This is a genomic window from Pseudomonas sp. RT6P73 (assembly GCF_054897715.1).
Genome location: NZ_JBUBUV010000002.1, coordinates 1728652 through 1744806 on the forward strand (window position 1 = coordinate 1728652; position 16155 = coordinate 1744806).

Genomic DNA, 16155 nt, shown 5'->3' on the forward strand with positions numbered 1-16155 from the left:
TGCTTGAACGATTCGTTCATATTAGAAGTCATATGTCCTTCCTGGCTACAACTAATCTGGAGCCACCGAATGTGAAATTCGCGCCAAACTTGATTAGTCTCTGCTCTATACGCATTATGCCTAGGAAAATATTATTTAGTGATTCTGGAAGACGTAACTCAGCCGTAACATCGTGTTCAGTAATTTTATTATCTGGCGTTCGGCGCGATAACATCATTGCAGGCAGTAGCAAACTTACAAACGAGGTACTTCGTTCTATGCGGAAGCCGGCGTCAATGACCTTTTTATGGAGCTCTTTAGCCGTATATCGGCGGACGTGACATGCATAGTCATCGTTGGCGCTCCACAGCCATGGATGTTGCGGTATCGTCAACAACAAAACACCTGTGGGTTTGAGAGCCTTATGCAGTTGTGTAAGGACAGTCTCATCTTCCTCGATGTGCTCAAGCACGTCGAAGGCGCCGATCGCGTCGAATTCGTTCAAAAACGGCACATGCCGTGCATCCATCTGCATGAACTGGGCTGTGGGCACTCGCGCAGCCGCATGAGATAAACCAGTGAGAAAAATTTCACTCCCGCTAAGTGCCATCCTTGGGTTGTGCTTGGCAATACCAGATAACACAAACCCAGTGCCACAGCCCACTTCCAGCAAGGAATGAGCGTTTGGCTTATGCGTTTGCAGCGCCCAGAGAATAAGTTCGTTACGCGCTCGAAACCAAAAATTGGCAGCCTCTAAACTTGCAAGCTCCTCAAAATACTCGGGATTGAAGCCGCCTCCGCCATTCGCAAACTCTTCAGCATGTGCGTCAAAGCCATTCAGCTGAACGGGTTCATAACCGCATGCAGGACAAAGCCATACATCCGAAGAAAAAGCATGTGTGCACTTCAGGCAGCTTCTCATTACCTTGCTCTCCCGTTTTCGGTGGTGCGCGGAGGGAACACAAAAGCCCGCGATACGATAAACAAAAAAATCGCCACTACGACAATTGCTATCGCCTGGACGATTTGATGTGCAAATCCCACCCAGTCTACAAAAATCACTAGCAACACAAAATTCAAAAAATAACCGAATAGCTGCGCCAGAAGATAGCGGACGCCAGCACTGCCGATATGTCCATCATGCCCAAAGGTGAAGCGTCGATTAGCAAAAAATCCGATGATTGCGCCGGCGGAGTACAAAATACTCATCGTTATTTTCGGCGTGTTCCCAAAATATGTCAGGAGAATATACAATCCATAACCCGCAAGGTTGGTTAATGCGCCTATTAGCATATAACTGAATATCTGCCGTAGGGACTTTCTCCGTGTCAAATGCTTCATATGCAACTCAAGACTCATTTGTGGCGATCTGTCTGACAGTAGCAGCCGTATGGAGAGCATGATACATGGTAACTGTCAGATAATCACCCACCTGACATCAGGACATACGGCGGATGAAAACTTCCCATCCCCCAACTAATCCGTAAGCTTCTTTAAATGCATACCCCGGCAGTTTTAGAGTATGAGCTATTAAGGTACGCAAGAAGTGTTGTTTAAACGTCGTTTCGACGATTGAAGGGGTTGAGCGAAATACACTGAACTGGCCCTCTAGTGGTAAAATATGGATGACGTTGTTCCAAAACTTTGCGCCTAGGTCGTGAACGTGAGCAGGGTAAGTAAAGTCGAAATTGATATTTACGGCTTTTGCTATCTTTGACAAAGGCGTGACATAAGGTGTCCTTGCGTAAAATACACCGTCTGGTTTCAGCGATGCTAGAAGCCTGGCCAAAATTTCACGTGGTTCAGGAATGTGCTCCAGAACCGCGCTGGCAACTACAAGGTGCATTGTTTTATCGCTGATTTCTTTGAGGTCGTTCGGGCGATATATCTTTATCCGATTATCAGAGGGTTCAATTGTGCTTGTATTGTAATCAATGAGCGCAATACTAACTTTTGCGGCTCCGAGCACTATTAGTTCGTGGGCAATCTTCGCTGAAATTGAACCGTCACCCCCGCCGTAATCGAGAATTGAAATGTCTCGCCCTGTCAGTTTGCCGAGTGCAGGTTTTGCATGTCGGACTATATGGCATGCCATACGGTCAGGCGCATCTAATGTGATTTTTTCATCTTTGTCATCGAATGAGTCATAGTATCGAGAGTAGTATTTACTCAGTGTTTCTGGTTTGGGCATTCTCGAAGCAGACGACGCATGGCATTTTTGGCAATGCAAAAGGACCACATCAGGGCTTTCTTGCAAATTTGCTACAGGTGTTCTTTGCGTTGATTCACAAAAGGTGCAAAAAGCGCTAGGCGTCAATAAATCATGCTCTAGCAAATGAGCTGATTGATGGAATAACGTAGCCTTCAGATTATTTTTTGTCATGATTTTTTTCCAAAATGTAATCTTTTTCAAGCTCAAGGAGGTTTCGCTTGCGTGTCTTTAAGCGCCTGGCTGGAACTCCAAAGTAAACAGACCACGCTTCGGTAGACTTCGTAACTAAGCTCATTGCGCCCACGGAAGTTCCCTCTTCCAATGTGACGCCAGGGAAAATAATCGATGAGACTCCAACGATAGAATGACGTTTAATGTATACGGGCGCCTTGGTCTCACTTTTGAATTTGTCAGGGACTGTTGGATTTGTGAGAGTCCGACCGGAATAATCGTCTGATTGAGCGAAGACCTGGCATCCGTATGCCAAGCCACTAAAATCTTCGAGAGTGACCCCTGCTTCACCGCCCCCCACATTGCAGAACACCGCGATATGAACATTCTGGCCAATAGTAACTTTTCCAGAAATCACACAAAAATCATCAATGCGTGAGTCACTACCTATCTCCATGAGTTCTGGATTATAGATTGATGCTTTGTCGCTTACTTTGACATTGGTGCCTATGTATTTAAAACCAAGAGCGGCCAATGCCTTTTCGTCTAAAAATGCCAAACCGCGCCTCCTTAATTGTTTATCAAGTTATGCGACGAATACGCGCTTGATGGTTTGACTACTTCGCGCCTATTCATCAAAGGTCACCCGTCTTACGATGTACAGCGGGCGCTTCTTACTCTCGTCGAAAGTTTTTCCGAGATAGACTCCAAGCATTCCGAGAATTGCGATTATGATTCCACCAATAAAATACAGTGAAACAAACAAGCTGTTCCATCCTGGTATGGATGAACCATATATCAACGCATGGCTCAGGATATAGGTTCCATAGCAGAATGAAAAAAATGCCATCAAGAAGCCGAAGCGAGTAGCTAAGCGTAATGGTTTGTCGGAATGAGCAATGATCGTTTCAGACGCTAACTTCCATAGCTTTCGGAAAGTGTAAGTCGATTTTCCTTCAAAGCGCTCAGCATGCTCAACATCAATACTCGCGGTAGGGAAACCGATCCACTGCACTAAACCACCAAAGAAGCGCAGTTGCTCTCCCATTCGACGGAAATTTTCCACCACTTTGCGTGACATTATTCGAAAATTGCCGGTTTCCCCATCATATTTAGTGTCAGTTAAATAGCTGAATATTCTATAAAATAGCCAAGAGGAAATTCGTTTCAGTGGTGGGTCGCGCCGAGCGCCGCGCCGCGCCAAAACTATGTCATAGCCTTCCTGTGCTTTAGCGTATAGACGTGGAATCTCCTCAGGACGATCCTGCAAGTCGCAATCCATCACGACAACCCAGTCGCCTTGGCAAATATCTAACCCCGCGGTGATGCCGTAATGCTGCCCGAAGTTGCGGCTGAACTGCATGCCACGCACCCGTGGATCTGCTGAAGCTAGTCGTTCGATCACATCCCAAGAATTGTCACCGCCACAATCTTCGACGAGCACGATTTCAAAACTTTCCGATATAGTTTCCAGCGAGATCTTTAAACGCAGATAAAGCTCGTCAAGACAATTTTCGGCCTTGTACACCGGGATAACGACGGAAATCTGCGGGGATGTCATGCGTTTACTTTCCATAGGTTGTGGACAGCGCCAGTCGTTGTATTTCGCGGGCCTTGTTTTGGTCTTGGCTGCACCAGTTACATTGCCGGTGATTTATAAAAATGAGTTCAGCCATAGTAGCAATCATATCGAAGCAACCTTTCCATTTGATGAGGATTGGCTGATAGGTAAGGACTTTTTCAAAAGAGTCTCCTTTTCACGCAATGCATAACAGGCGTCAAGCGTCTCTTTTACTGTTGCAGGAGCGTACAAAGTTTGAACGCGGGTCGTGGGGTATCCCCCAGCCCCCTCGGCTGTTTGCCATGATCCCATTTGTGTGTAGTTTTTTGGAAAGTCAGCGCCCAAGCTCGGCAAGACTTCGAGCGGGATGCTGCGAGGACCATCGGATTCAAACAATATCCAAGCGGATGCAATCTTCTCGCAGGTAGTACGGTTCAAAGCAGCTTTAGCGAGCTCCGAACTGCCTGAGTATCCGCCAATGGTCCATGCTTGACCGATATTTTCCGCCCGTAATGCATAAAGAATTCCAGGAGATTGACCTGTCATATCAATCACTGGCGTATTTGTAATGAAGCCTGCACGCCGCGCAACGCTTTTCGCGTCTTCAAAGTACTTTGCATATCCATTAGATAACACAAGGTTTGAACCTGGCATACCGATTTCAGTTGAGGTATCGTTTAGTCTAAGCGCTTGTGTTTGTCGATATGGGAACTCTAATCCTTTCTGCAGCAGCGTTGCTGTTACAGTCTGCACGGTAAGAATGAGAGGGACTAAAAAAAGCAGCTCTGTTCTAGTGCGGGCAAATGGACTTAATAACATCAGGCCGCTAAACAACCAAAAAATAGCGACGTTCCCTCCGGTTTGCCAATAATTGCCATTCGTACCAAATGCATAAATGTACGGCATTACTAAAAATAGTAGTGCGATGCTCCATCGTTCCGAGGAGATGCCGGGATGGTTTTTTTTCAGGCTGGACATTACGCCAACGGCGACGATTGAAAAAACTATTCCCCAAATGATGAGTTCTTGAAATTGACCAAATCCTGCAGTTTGCGAAGTTAAACCAAGAGTAAAAGATGCAGTCACACATAAAAATAATGCGCATGATAAAATTGATAGGATTTTAAATATAAGTTTTTTTGAACAGGCAAGGTATATGGAGGTTAAAGAAACGAAGGACAAAAAAAGAACTGCATAAATTTCGCGTGCCCCCAATGTAAAGGTGTCCACGCGAACGATGCTTTCAAGCGTATGCCCACCACCTAAAAATTTCCCGAACTGAAACCCCGTTCTCAATCTGTCCGTAAAGTTAATAATGGATCCATCAATTAACAAGGCGCTGGAAAGAAGTAATAGGAGCGCAGTTGACAGTGCAACAAAAAACATGCGAAGTGATAATTTTCTAGAAATAATCAAATATAATATTACGCCTATTCCCAGCGCAAGTGCAGTGCTAGGTTTCGCCATAAACGCAAGCCAGCCGCCGACACCAGTCAGAATCCAGCCAGCCCAATTTTTTATAGAGTTGGTGTTCTCAGGCAACATCAAGCCAATGGACGCAACCAGCAACGCTTGGAATGCCAAGCTATTATAACTCGGGGTGGGTAGCCAATAGTCAAATGCAATAAGAGATGCTGTAGCTAGCCCTAAGGCTGTGATATGCAGTGTGGTTTTCTTTTCGTAGGGGTCGTTTTTCAGCGAACCTAGGACGAGAAAAGAGAGAGCCCAAGATAATCCGAATGTGATTAAGATGTTTACTTGTCGAAGACTGGCGATATCTCCGTTCAGTAACAGATATAGGGCATGATATACAAACCCAAATTGAGTTGCCGACCAGCTGTATAAGTAAGGGTTGGCTATCCAGACTAGATAAAAGCCTTCGTCTGTGAAGTCTATCCCATAGTTACTGAGTTTCAAGACCCACGTCAGTATTGAAATCGTTCCTAAAGCACAAAATATGAGAAGTATGCGCTCAAATCCTGAGATTTTTTTTTGATTTTTTTTGTCGATTTCAACGTGTCGCACGATTACCTTCACTAGGTTGACACCGGGAAGGCGACTATATTACGGGCACGAGGTTCCTCTGTCATCTGGCTTCATCGGTTAACGCGGGCAGTTTTGTCCATTCTGTGACCACGTGATCGAACGCACAGCAGTACGATCGACGACTGAGGATCGAAACGTTTCTTCGGTCCGGCCCCGAGCAGGATTGCGCCGTTACTGAGCCACGTAGGGGGGCTGTCGATAAGCCTCGATTGGGGAGGGCCCTTGAGGGCATTTGGTCATCGTGAGGCCACAATGTCGGGGCATGCTGGATTCTCCCCTGTCAATGCAGCGATCAAACCCGCTTACCTCCAAGCCCTTTCTTGAATAGCTAGACATATGGGGGAGTCAAGGATCTTGAGGGGTTGTCCTGGGACACATTGATCCGTTAAGTGGTTGGGCAAGAGGCGAGATCACAGGTATTTTGATGCTGAAAACGGATGTTTATAGACTACTGCAAGCATGGGTGTTGAAGATCACAGTTGGTAAACAGGCTTTGTTTTGGAAATGTTGTCAGATATTTATGACCGTAAAATCAGTCTTTTTGGGTACATCAAATAAATCGGAGTTACAGGCGCCCTACGAAATCAGGTGCGATTCAAATAAATCGATATCTCTTGAACGCCGAAGTTAAAAGCTATAGAGATTCACGGTCTCGTCCCTTATAAACGTCGTACTGACTGCATTAGCCATAACGGAAACATGGTGATTGTTCGACTTCTGGCTGCACAAGTACTACTAAAGCCGGCAGTCAGGCAATCTTCGACTCTCATTCCTAGAGCAGGATTGTATGTCGACGCAATCAGGCCGCGCGGGTCTTCAAACGCTAGATAATCTCCAATTGTTAGATCGTCCTCTCGGCCACCAGCGTCGACCCAGTAGAACCCTGACCAAAACGCACCAGGGTGCACAAAAAGTGCATTAAGTAACGCCCTGTTTGTGCATCAAGAAATCGCCATAGCTGAACCAATGCTGTCGCACGGCCAAGTTTCATAATGTCTGACGAATTGGCGTCCTAGGATGAGGATTAAAGGTCGTACCACCACGCGTCCAGCCCACCGGAATCTGAAAAATGATCTCAAACCTCTTCAAAGTCGTGATGATCACCAGCGCTTTGCTGTTAAGCGCGTGCTCAGGTGTCAGCACCAGCACCTGTTTTTCAGAAGGTTGCCAATCGTTCGATGGCCATGGCGCCAACAAGTTGAACCTTGGCGGGAGTGCGATTGGTAGCAGTTTTAGTGAGTACAGTTCGGGGTTGTTGCACGATGACTAAGGTGTGACGCGACGGCGGAACATGCTTGCGCCAAATCACGTCATGTACCGTGGTGCTGATTTTGCGACTGCTTCGCAGACGGACGCAGGCTGCGCCAGCTGCTACACGGGTCGTGGATGGGCCGGCTATTTGGGGGAGGGCGTTGCTATCCACTGGCCCAAAACTTTCTGATAGTTACCAGTCACCTTGGCCAGGTGCAGCCACTGATCGACATACAACTTCCAAGTCATATCGTCACGGGGCAGCAGATAGGCCTTCTCACCGTACTGCATAAACTGACTCGGATTCACCGCACACAACCCGGGTTTAAGTTTCTGCTGATACAGCGCCTCCGACGCATCGGTAATCATCACGTCAGCCTTCTGATCTAACAGCTCCTGGAAGATCGTCACATTGTCGTGAAGGCTCAATTGCGCCTTGGGCAGAAACGCGTGGACAAATGCTTCGTTAGTACCACCGGCCGGTTCGACCAATCGAACCGAAGGCAGGTTGATTTGTTCGACGGTCTGGTACAACGCCTGATCTTCGCAGCGCACTAACGGGATCTTGCCGTCGACGTCCAGTGTGGTGCTGAAGAAGGCCTTTTTCTGGCGTTCCAGGGTGACCGAGATGCCGCCGACGCCGATGTCGCACTTTCCGGCCAGCATGTCGGGCATCAGGGTTTTCCAGGTGGTCTGCACCCATTCAACTTTGACGCCCACATAATTATGCTTTTTATGCTTTTCATTGTTATCCGGCTTCCATGATGGATTTGATAGTTCTCGGCGCAGCGCTTAAAGCGCAACAGCCCCCAACGGAAAATAAACACTAAACACCGTCCCGCCCTCCAGACTCGAACTCACCGAAACATCCCCGCCATGGGCCTTGGCGATTTCCCGGACGATAAACAACCCCAGTCCCACGCTCCGCACATCACTGTCCGTCTCCGTGCCTCGAGTCATCGGCTCAAACAGCACCGCCATCAACGACTCGGGAATAACCGGCCCGTGGTTTTGTACCGACACAACGGCCTGATCATCTTCCAATCGTGAAGTAATGGTAATCGGCTGCTGCAAATCGCCATAAGCCACGCTATTAGCCACCAGGTTGCCGATGATTTGTTGGACCCGATCAGCATCCAGATGAGCGCTACGGGTGCCAATGGACTGGTGCAGCAACTTCGCCTCAGGAAACGCAACACGCAACTCATCGACGCTCTGGCTGACGAAGGAATGCAAGTCCAGCGATGTAGGAGAAATGCCGATGCCGCGTCCGACTCTGGCCAGGGCGAAGTCCAGCAGGTCGGCGATCATGCGCTGCGCACGTTCCGCTGATTGGCTGATGTGGCCGAGCATCTTGGTTTCTTTGGCGGTGCGTTGTCCTCGGGCGAGGATGTCGGAGGCCATTTTGATCGCGGTCAGCGGGTTTTTCAGGTCGTGGCTGACGATGGCGACCATTTGTTCGGCGAACGAGGCGCGGCGTTTGGCCTTTTCGTAGGCCAGGTTCAGTTGGGTCTGGGCCTCGAGAAGGGCGGCGTCGGCGGCCATCTTCTTGGATAACAGTTCCTCCGCAAGTTTTCGGGCATTGAGCAGTTCGCGCTCGTACTTGTCGCGGTCGGTGGTGCCGAACAGCGCCAGTTCATAAAACGCGCCGCTGGCGTGCTCGCGCCTTACGCCGTTGAGCAGCATGGTGACGATCCGTTTGTCCTGGTGAACCAGATCGAGTTTCACCTCGGCTACGGAGCCTTGCATTTTCATCAGCGGCGCCCAATGGGTTTGATGAAAAATGCGTCCACCCATGGTCAGCAGGTCTTGAAAGCGCCGGCCGATCAACGCTTGGACATCGAAGCCGATCCAGTTGCTGAACGTCTGATTGCTGCGCAGGATCGTGCCGTCCTCTTTCGTCACTACTAACCCGCAAGGCGCTCCTTCGAATAGCGTCTGCGGGTCGGGCAGTGACGGATCATCAGTCGACATCAGCGCCTACCCACGGCAAAAGGAAGCTGTCCATGGCTTCGGAGCAGGCGCTCGGCGCGCTCATGTGCGGGCAATGCCCGACATTGGCCACCAGGCAGAGCGTGCTGTTGGGGAGTGCGGCGTGCAGGAATTCACCCACGGCGACGGGGGCGATGAGATCGTCGGTGGATTGCAAAATCAGGGTGGGGGTGGTCAGGCCCGCGATGTCTTTGCGGTTGTCCGACATGAACGTTACCCGCGCGAACTGCTTGGCGATCTCGGGCTCGGTGCGGCAGAAACTGTTGGTGAGTTCTTCGCCGAGCGCCGGTTGCCCGGGCGCGCCCATGATCACCGGGGCCATCGTGCTGGACCAGCCGAGGTAGTTGCTGTCTAGGGTGTCGAGCAATGAATGGATGTCTTCGAGTTTGAATCCGCCTACGTAGTCGTCGGAATCGATGTAGCAGGGCGAAGGACCAATCATGACGTGGGCGGCGATGTTGTCGGGGGACTGACGATCCGCCAAGACACCGATCATGGCGCTGACGGAGTGACCCACCAGAATCACCGGGCCGGTGGCGTACTGATCGATGATTTCGCCCAGGTCGTTGGCATACCCGGCCAGTGAGTTGTATTTTTCTTTGTCGTAGGCACTGAGATCCGACTGCCCTGCACCGACCAGGTCGTACAAAACAACTTTGAAGCGACCGGTAAAGTTGTCGACGAGATAACGCCACATGGTTTGATCGCAGCCGAAGCCATGGGAGAAGATCAGCGTCGCCGGACCGTCGCCCATCACTTTTACGTTGTTGCGATGTTGAAGGTCCATGCGTGTCTTCCCGGGCGGGCCAAATGTGTTTTGGCATCCGTGGGAGTTTAGATAGTCACAGGCATCAGGTCACGCGTTGCTACATGGAAAGAGGGCGCCCCGATGGAGCACCCTCGGTTGTTTACAGATACTGTCTGAAAAATGCCTGCAATTTCTCAACCGCCGGCCCCACGTATTGCTCTTTGTCATACAGATCGATGTGCGACGCGCCCTCAATCAGGAACAACTCTTTCGGCTCTAGCGCCCTCTCGATGGCCATTTCGCTGAAGTAACGAGTGTCGGCCTCGGTGCCGGCAATCATCAGCAAGGGATGAGGCGAGATCAGGTCGACGCGATCATAGGAGGAGTAGGCGGCGATTCTGTCGATGCTGGTAAACAGATACTTGTTTGGCGAGTTGGGGTGTTGTGCCCGGGGTGTGCGGTAGTAGTCGCAGCCTTCGCGGTAAAGGGTCGGTGTGCCTTCGGGAATTTCGTCGGGGCTGTTTGGCACGACAGGGTCGAGGCGCCGCGGCTCGCCTTGAGCTTCGCGAGTGCGTTGTTGGCCGACTTGCGCCAACAGTTGCTTGAGTTGGTCCGGATTGCCGGTGCCGCCCAGGCCTTCGCGGAACAACAACCCCATGTCGGCGCCACTGACGGTCGCGACGGCTTTGATGCGGCGTTCGGTCTGGGCGGCGTAGGGCACGTAGCCACCGGAGGCGCAGATGCCCAGCGCGCCGATGCGCTCGGGGTCGGCGGCGTCGAGTGTCGACAGGAAAGTCACGGCGCTTTTGATGTCTTCGGCGCGGGCAAAGGGGTCTTCCAGGTAGCGCGGCTCGCCCTCGCTTTCACCTTGAAAACTGGCGTCGAATGCCAGGGCGATAAAGCCTTTGGCGGCCAGTTTCTGTGCGTACAGCCCGGCGGTTTGTTCTTTCACGCCGCCAAATGGGTGGCTGACCACGATCGCCGGGCGCTGTTCGCCGGGTTGCAGATCGTCGGGGGTGTAGAGGTGGCCGGCCAGTTTGAGGCCGTTGCTTTTGAAGTTGACGTTAGTCTTCATGGGGGACGCTCCACGGGTTCGCTGTATTGCCACACTGGGCGGCTGACGAGGTGAAGAGTGGTCCCGTTGGGGGGCGGTAAAAAGAGAGCGCGGTTCCTGGGAAAGTTTTTCCTATGATAAAGGGTGCCTTCCCTGGACGACGCCAACGCGCAATGATCCTCCCATGAATACAGAAACCAGACAAAACGACCTCGGAGAATTCCTCAGGGCTCGTCGGGCTGAGCTCGATCCAGCGCAGGTTGGATTGCCCGCCGCTGTAGGACGGGCGCGCAGGGTGCCCGGCTTACGTCGCGAGGAAGTCGCATTGCTTGCGGGTATCAGCGTCGATTACTACACGCGCCTGGAACAAGGACGGCTCTACCCGTCGAAAGCTGCGCTTGCCGCGGTCGCTCGAAGCATGCGCCTGCAAGAGGACGACTTGAATTACCTCTATCGCCTGGCGCGCCTGGGCAGAACCCATCATGACGAGCATCCACGGCAGCAGGTCGGTCCACAAACCCAGCGCTTGCTGGACAGTCTTCACTTAGCGCCGGCGATAGTCATCGGTCGGTACATGGATGTGCTGGCCTGGAACCCCTTGGCGGCGGCCATCTACATAGACTTTTCCACCGTCCCGATTGAACAGCGTAACCTGATTCGATTGTCATTTCTTGACCCGAGATTTCGCAGGCTCTACGCCGATTGGGAAAACAACGGCCGCAATTGCGTCGCCTTTTTGCGCATGGACACCGCCCGCTATCCGGACGACCCGAGACTTGCGTCACTGATCGGCGAACTCTCCATGCGTGACGAGGATTTCAGGCGCTGGTGGGCGACCCATCTGGTGGCCAGCCCGACGTTTGGCAGCAAGACGTTTTTGCATCCCGAAGTGGGGCGGATTGTGCTTGATTGGCAAATGCTGGCGTGTGCTGAAGACCCTGATCAAGCGATTTTTGTGATGACGGCTTCGCCGGGGAGTGAGGCTTGGAACGTGTTGAAAGGGCTTGCGGCAAATTGCGTTGCATTAAGGTAGTAGAGCCTTCTGGACAATATCGTAGTTTCTGAGTGGGCGATGCCAAGGAGCGTCCTTTTTGGATGAAAAAAGTCGCTTGTCAGCCCGAATTCTCTTTGCGATTTCCAGCAAGATGTAAGAGGATTCTGAAGTTAAATAACCGCAAACAGGGACGTATCATGGGTAGTAAAATTTCCAGAGCTTTAATCACGGGTAAGGGGCCACTTACTGCGCTTGAGTATGAACAATCACCTGTTGGGAGTCCGATGTGCGCGACTTCGGGGTGTTCCGCAAGGCTTTCATTTGTCAGTCGACACAACAGGCAGCTTGCCTCGGGTAAAACTGAAGTTTTACCAAGCTATCGACTTAGGTCTAAAGAAACTCATGTGGACCGCTGTAAGTATAATCTTAAAGGGCAGCTTTTAATTATTGCCAAAGAATCTAAGTCTGATGTGTTTTCTTCAGTGGGTGACGATAAGTACGAATTTAGACTGCACATACTTCTGAAGGCGTTTCAAAAGCTGTCTGCATTGGAGTTTTCGGAAAAAGACCGTACGCCGCGAGAAGAAACCAAAAACAAGATTTACAAAGCTCGAGGCGAGTTAAGTGGTTATCTTCGTAAGCTCAAACAGATTTTGGAGCTGAGAAGCCTGTGTGAAGATAATTCGGACATCAGCGATAAGGTTGTAATAAGTATTGATGGAAGAAAGGTGCCGTGGTCAGACTTTTATTTTGATCACGGAAATCTAGAGAAACTTGCCGGCATTTATGGTCTTGGTACATCAACCCCGCCAATAGTCATTGCCGGAAAGGTTGAGGCAATCACGTTGCCGTCAGAGAAATTTAAATATCACACTGTGAAGCTAAATTCGCCCTATGTTGAACCAGACAAGGATGATGTGGTTTTAAAGCCTTCTCCTCAAATAGTTTTAAAAGACAGTAAATTAGCTGACTTGATTGATGTTGGTTTGGAGTATGTGTTTTTTGGACGTTGGAAGGTTAAAGAAAGTGATGTGGGCGTCTTGAAGGAAGGAGGAAGTTATTGGATCTATCATAATATCGAAATGTACATCGAAAACGCTGATCATTTCGTTGAGTGTTAAATCAAGTGACGCATCGGCGACCCCTATAGGTCGCCTACTTCTGTTTCAGGACTCAACGTCCCCAACCAGGCCACCAGCCCAACGATCAAACCTCCACCACCAACTCCAACCGCACTTTCCTTTAGGTGTCACCTTCTCGCCAACGCAGCAGCGGGGCCGGGAAGGCTGCCGATGACGGTCATGGCGGTGCGAGGATGACCGGTGAAGTTGACGGGATTTCGCTACTGAACAGATCGAAATCGCTGCTCGCCAACACCTGAGGTTCGCCAGCGCTGGTGACGGCCCAGACAGGCGTGCGCCATAAACCCGGGCCAGCGAGCAACCCGCCGGCGGCCAGTCCCTTAACAAGAGTGCGTTTTGTGGTGTTGGAGTGCATGCCGTTTACCCGGTCCGTCAACTTGGAGAGAAGTTGACGGTGAGGCTAATGAGCGCTGGCTTTCAGACGTCTGAGGCGGGAATTACAGTTTTGACAGATTCACACGATGTTCACTTGCGGACAGTCGTTTTCGAGGTCGACGCCACGGTGCCGCTGCCACAATTGATATAAGAAGACGACTTCAACCAACGCTGATCCGGATAGTAGGAAAACAACAACTGCCCACCCTTCATCGAATCAATCAGCCGACGAGCAACCGCCGGTCGCACCGCTGGGCAACCAAGGCTTCTGCCAATCCGCCCATTCGCACGGGCCAGGACCGGACTCACATACGGCGCGCCATGAATCACGATGGCCCGGTCAAACGCGTTGTCATTGAAACCCGGTTCCAGGCCTTCCATGCGCAGCGAGTAACCGTTCTGTCCGACATAACTTGACTGTGTGCGGTACAAGCCGAGGCTGGTAGCGAAGCTTTCGTTTTGATTGGAAAAGTTGACCGCCATGTTCTCGCCGCTGTTTCGACCGTGAGCCACCAGTTCATGAAACAGCAATTTGCGCTTCTTTAAATCGAACACCCACAGGCGCTGTTCGGTCGAAGGCAGGGAATAATCAATAACCGCAAGTCTTTGGACAGGAGCAGCGCCTTGAGCGATGCTGCATTGCGAGGCGCGAACCGCGAGGTTGATGACGTTGGCGTTGGCCTTCGGAGCCGCTTTGATGAGGGCGGCCGCGAGCGAATCGGCGTAGGCTGACGGTACGGACATTGCAGTCAGTAGCAGGGCCGAAAACAGATAGCCAAAACGTAGTGGCGCCATATAGATGTCTCATCATGTTAAGTTCGAGTCTAGCAGTGCGTTGAAAGCCAAGCATTGAATGCGGGGGATTAAGGATTATTCATGGTGCTTTTAACAAGGTTATTCGTCATAAGCCGCGTATTTTTTATGGGCTTTCTGATCAGCGGCACAGCGCTTGCGCAAACGTCGCCGATTGAGCCGATAAATGCGCCAACCTCCATAATCGAGGCTGCAGCGGACGATAACGTCGGGCAAGCGATTCAGGCCTCGCTTGAGCCGCTGAAAACCGCGTTTCCGCCGCTGCTCACTGGACCTCGTCACCGGCGAGTGGATGTCAGCCGTCTGGTCATGGATTTTTATACGCATCGTGCCTATCGCGCGGCGTGGACGAATGACCGCGATGTCGAGCAATTGATCGCCAGCCTGAACGCGACTGAGGCCGATGGTCTGACCCCGGCGGATTTTCATATCGATGAATTGATCCGTTCCCGGGCCACGATGCAGACGACGCCAGTAACGCCCGAGCAGCGGGCGGCGTTTGATTTGGCGACCACGCATACTTTCATCACCGCGCTGCTGCAGTTGCGCCGCGGCAAGGTCGATCCTTCGCGGCTCGACATTCACTGGAATTTTGATTCGAATGGCGTCGATCCACGGGACGACGTCAACGTCTTCTTCGCTGCGCTCGACAATCACGACGTGGCCAAGGCGTTTGCCCAGGCGCCGCCGCAAGAAGCGGTGTACGTCGGTTTGCGTCAGGCCCTGGCGCAACTCCGCGGTATCCGGGATCGGGGCGGTTGGCCGAAAGTGGTTGTCGACCATTCACTCAAACCTGGCATGGACGAACCGGCCGTCGCGCAGTTGCGCGCACGGATGGTCGCGGCGGGTTTTCTCGATCCGCGATTGATCCACGGCACGAAGTACGACGGCGCCGTCACCGCAGCGGTGAAAAAGTATCAAAACGAGCAATACCTTGGCGCGGACGGCATGGCCGGGGCGACAACACTGGCGGCATTGAATGTGCCTGTGGATGCGCGAATCGACCAAGTACGGGTGAACATGGAGCGGGCGCGTTGGCTGCTCTACAAACTCCAGGGCACGTTCGTCATCGTCGATATCGCCGGCTACAAGGTGGCCATGTACCGCGATGGCCTGCCGATCTGGCGATCCCGGGTGCAGGTCGGTAAAACGGCTCGCAATACGCCGATCTTCCAGGCGCAGATTACCTACATCACATTTAACCCGACCTGGACCGTACCGCCGACGATCCTTAAGGAAGATATGCTGCCGAAGGTTCAGAGCAATCCCGGCTACCTCGCGGCCAACCGGATTCGAGTGCTGGATCGGGAAGGTAATGTGCTTGATCCGTCAACCGTCGACTGGACCAATCCGCGCGGCCTCACTCTGCGCCAGGACGCCGGGCGTGACAGTTCGCTCGGTCAGGTGGTGATCCGGTTTCCCAACGATTACGCGATTTACCTCCACGACACACCGCATCGCGAGTTGTTTGCCAAGACCGTCCGCGCGACGAGCTCGGGTTGCATACGGGTAGAGAATCCGCTGCAGCTTGTGGAGTTGTTGTTCAACGATCCGGTCCGCTGGAATAGTGAAGGCATTCAGAAGCAGTTGGCTAACGGCAAGACCGAGAACATTCGGCTTCCTGTGAAAGTGCCGGTGTTGCTGGCGTACTGGACGGTGGATTTGGGCAGTGACGGGCGAGTGGCGTTCAAACCTGATGTGTATGGCTACGATGCGCCGGTATTGCGGGCCTTGAACCGGCCTTCGCAAATGCCTGTGCTGGATTTGCACACGGCGGTGGGGTCGGTGGTGGCGGCGGGGCCGGCGCGGCAGTAGGG

General features: G+C 51.8%; 14 protein-coding genes and 2 pseudogenes. 4 read left to right on the forward strand and 12 right to left on the reverse strand.

What is annotated here, in order from left to right; translation table 11 throughout:
- Positions 1-28: 28 nt before the first annotated feature.
- The 6 genes from ACYZT6_RS08475 to ACYZT6_RS08500 all read right to left on the reverse strand — a co-directional run bounded on the left by ACYZT6_RS08475 (position 29) and on the right by ACYZT6_RS08500 (position 5960).
- On the reverse strand, positions 29-901 hold the full coding sequence (locus ACYZT6_RS08475; protein ID WP_462026487.1) for a class I SAM-dependent methyltransferase: 873 nt from the start codon (positions 899-901) through the stop codon (positions 29-31).
- On the reverse strand, positions 901-1338 hold the full coding sequence (locus ACYZT6_RS08480) for a GtrA family protein (protein ID WP_462026488.1): 438 nt from the start codon (positions 1336-1338) through the stop codon (positions 901-903). Before ACYZT6_RS08480 ends, ACYZT6_RS08475 begins: the two co-directional genes overlap by 1 nt.
- 79 nt (positions 1339-1417) lie before the next feature.
- On the reverse strand, positions 1418-2398 hold the full coding sequence (locus ACYZT6_RS08485) for a class I SAM-dependent methyltransferase (protein ID WP_462026489.1): 981 nt from the start codon (positions 2396-2398) through the stop codon (positions 1418-1420).
- The gene (locus ACYZT6_RS08490) at positions 2349-2921 is read right to left on the reverse strand and encodes an acyltransferase (RefSeq protein ID WP_462026490.1); all 573 of its coding nucleotides are present in this window, start codon (positions 2919-2921) and stop codon (positions 2349-2351) included. Before ACYZT6_RS08490 ends, ACYZT6_RS08485 begins: the two co-directional genes overlap by 50 nt.
- A gap of 69 nt (positions 2922-2990) precedes the next feature.
- Positions 2991-3923 (reverse strand): glycosyltransferase family 2 protein, encoded by a 933-nt coding sequence (locus tag ACYZT6_RS08495; protein ID WP_462026491.1) that lies wholly within the window; start codon positions 3921-3923, stop codon positions 2991-2993.
- A 123-nt stretch (positions 3924-4046) separates the two neighbouring features.
- Complete coding sequence (locus ACYZT6_RS08500) at positions 4047-5960, reverse strand: hypothetical protein (RefSeq protein WP_462026492.1); 1914 nt, start codon at positions 5958-5960, stop codon at positions 4047-4049.
- A 1078-nt stretch (positions 5961-7038) separates the two neighbouring features.
- Here ACYZT6_RS08500 and ACYZT6_RS08505 point away from each other — a divergent pair.
- Positions 7039-7239 carry a hypothetical protein gene (locus tag ACYZT6_RS08505; RefSeq protein WP_462026493.1) on the forward strand — a complete coding sequence of 67 codons (201 nt, stop codon included), beginning with the start codon at positions 7039-7041 and terminating at the stop codon, positions 7237-7239.
- Between the two features lie 125 nt (positions 7240-7364).
- On the opposite strand, the pseudogene ACYZT6_RS08510 reads toward ACYZT6_RS08505, so the two are convergent.
- The 4 genes and pseudogenes from ACYZT6_RS08510 to ACYZT6_RS08525 all read right to left on the reverse strand — a co-directional run.
- Positions 7365-7940, reverse strand: a pseudogene (locus ACYZT6_RS08510) (transporter substrate-binding domain-containing protein); the annotation flags it as partial.
- 72 nt (positions 7941-8012) lie between these two features.
- Positions 8013-9194, reverse strand: coding sequence for a PAS domain-containing sensor histidine kinase (locus ACYZT6_RS08515; RefSeq protein ID WP_462026494.1), 1182 nt, complete (start codon positions 9192-9194; stop codon positions 8013-8015).
- Positions 9184-9999, reverse strand: a complete 816-nt coding sequence (locus ACYZT6_RS08520) for an alpha/beta fold hydrolase (protein WP_462026495.1) — start codon at positions 9997-9999, stop codon at positions 9184-9186. Before ACYZT6_RS08520 ends, ACYZT6_RS08515 begins: the two co-directional genes overlap by 11 nt.
- 121 nt (positions 10000-10120) lie before the next feature.
- A complete protein-coding gene (locus ACYZT6_RS08525; RefSeq protein ID WP_462026496.1) occupies positions 10121-11035 on the reverse strand; it encodes an alpha/beta hydrolase in 915 nt (304 codons plus the stop codon).
- 163 nt (positions 11036-11198) lie between these two features.
- Here ACYZT6_RS08525 and ACYZT6_RS08530 point away from each other — a divergent pair, with 163 nt between their 5' ends.
- The gene (locus ACYZT6_RS08530; protein WP_462026497.1) at positions 11199-12047 is read left to right on the forward strand and encodes a helix-turn-helix domain-containing protein; all 849 of its coding nucleotides are present in this window, start codon (positions 11199-11201) and stop codon (positions 12045-12047) included.
- A 62-nt stretch (positions 12048-12109) separates the two neighbouring features.
- Entirely contained in the window at positions 12110-13129 is a 1020-nt protein-coding gene (locus ACYZT6_RS08535) for a hypothetical protein (protein WP_462026498.1), read from the forward strand.
- Positions 13130-13253: 124 nt separating this feature from the next.
- Here the strand turns inward: ACYZT6_RS08535 and ACYZT6_RS08540 are convergent.
- A pseudogene (locus ACYZT6_RS08540) lies at positions 13254-13505 on the reverse strand (copper oxidase); the annotation flags it as partial.
- 110 nt (positions 13506-13615) lie between these two features.
- Positions 13616-14320, reverse strand: a complete 705-nt coding sequence (locus ACYZT6_RS08545) for a murein L,D-transpeptidase catalytic domain family protein (protein WP_462026499.1) — start codon at positions 14318-14320, stop codon at positions 13616-13618.
- An 81-nt stretch (positions 14321-14401) separates the two neighbouring features.
- Between ACYZT6_RS08545 and ACYZT6_RS08550 the strand changes: the two genes are divergently transcribed.
- Positions 14402-16153 (forward strand): L,D-transpeptidase family protein, encoded by a 1752-nt coding sequence (locus ACYZT6_RS08550; RefSeq protein ID WP_462026500.1) that lies wholly within the window; start codon positions 14402-14404, stop codon positions 16151-16153.
- Positions 16154-16155: the final 2 nt, after the last annotated feature.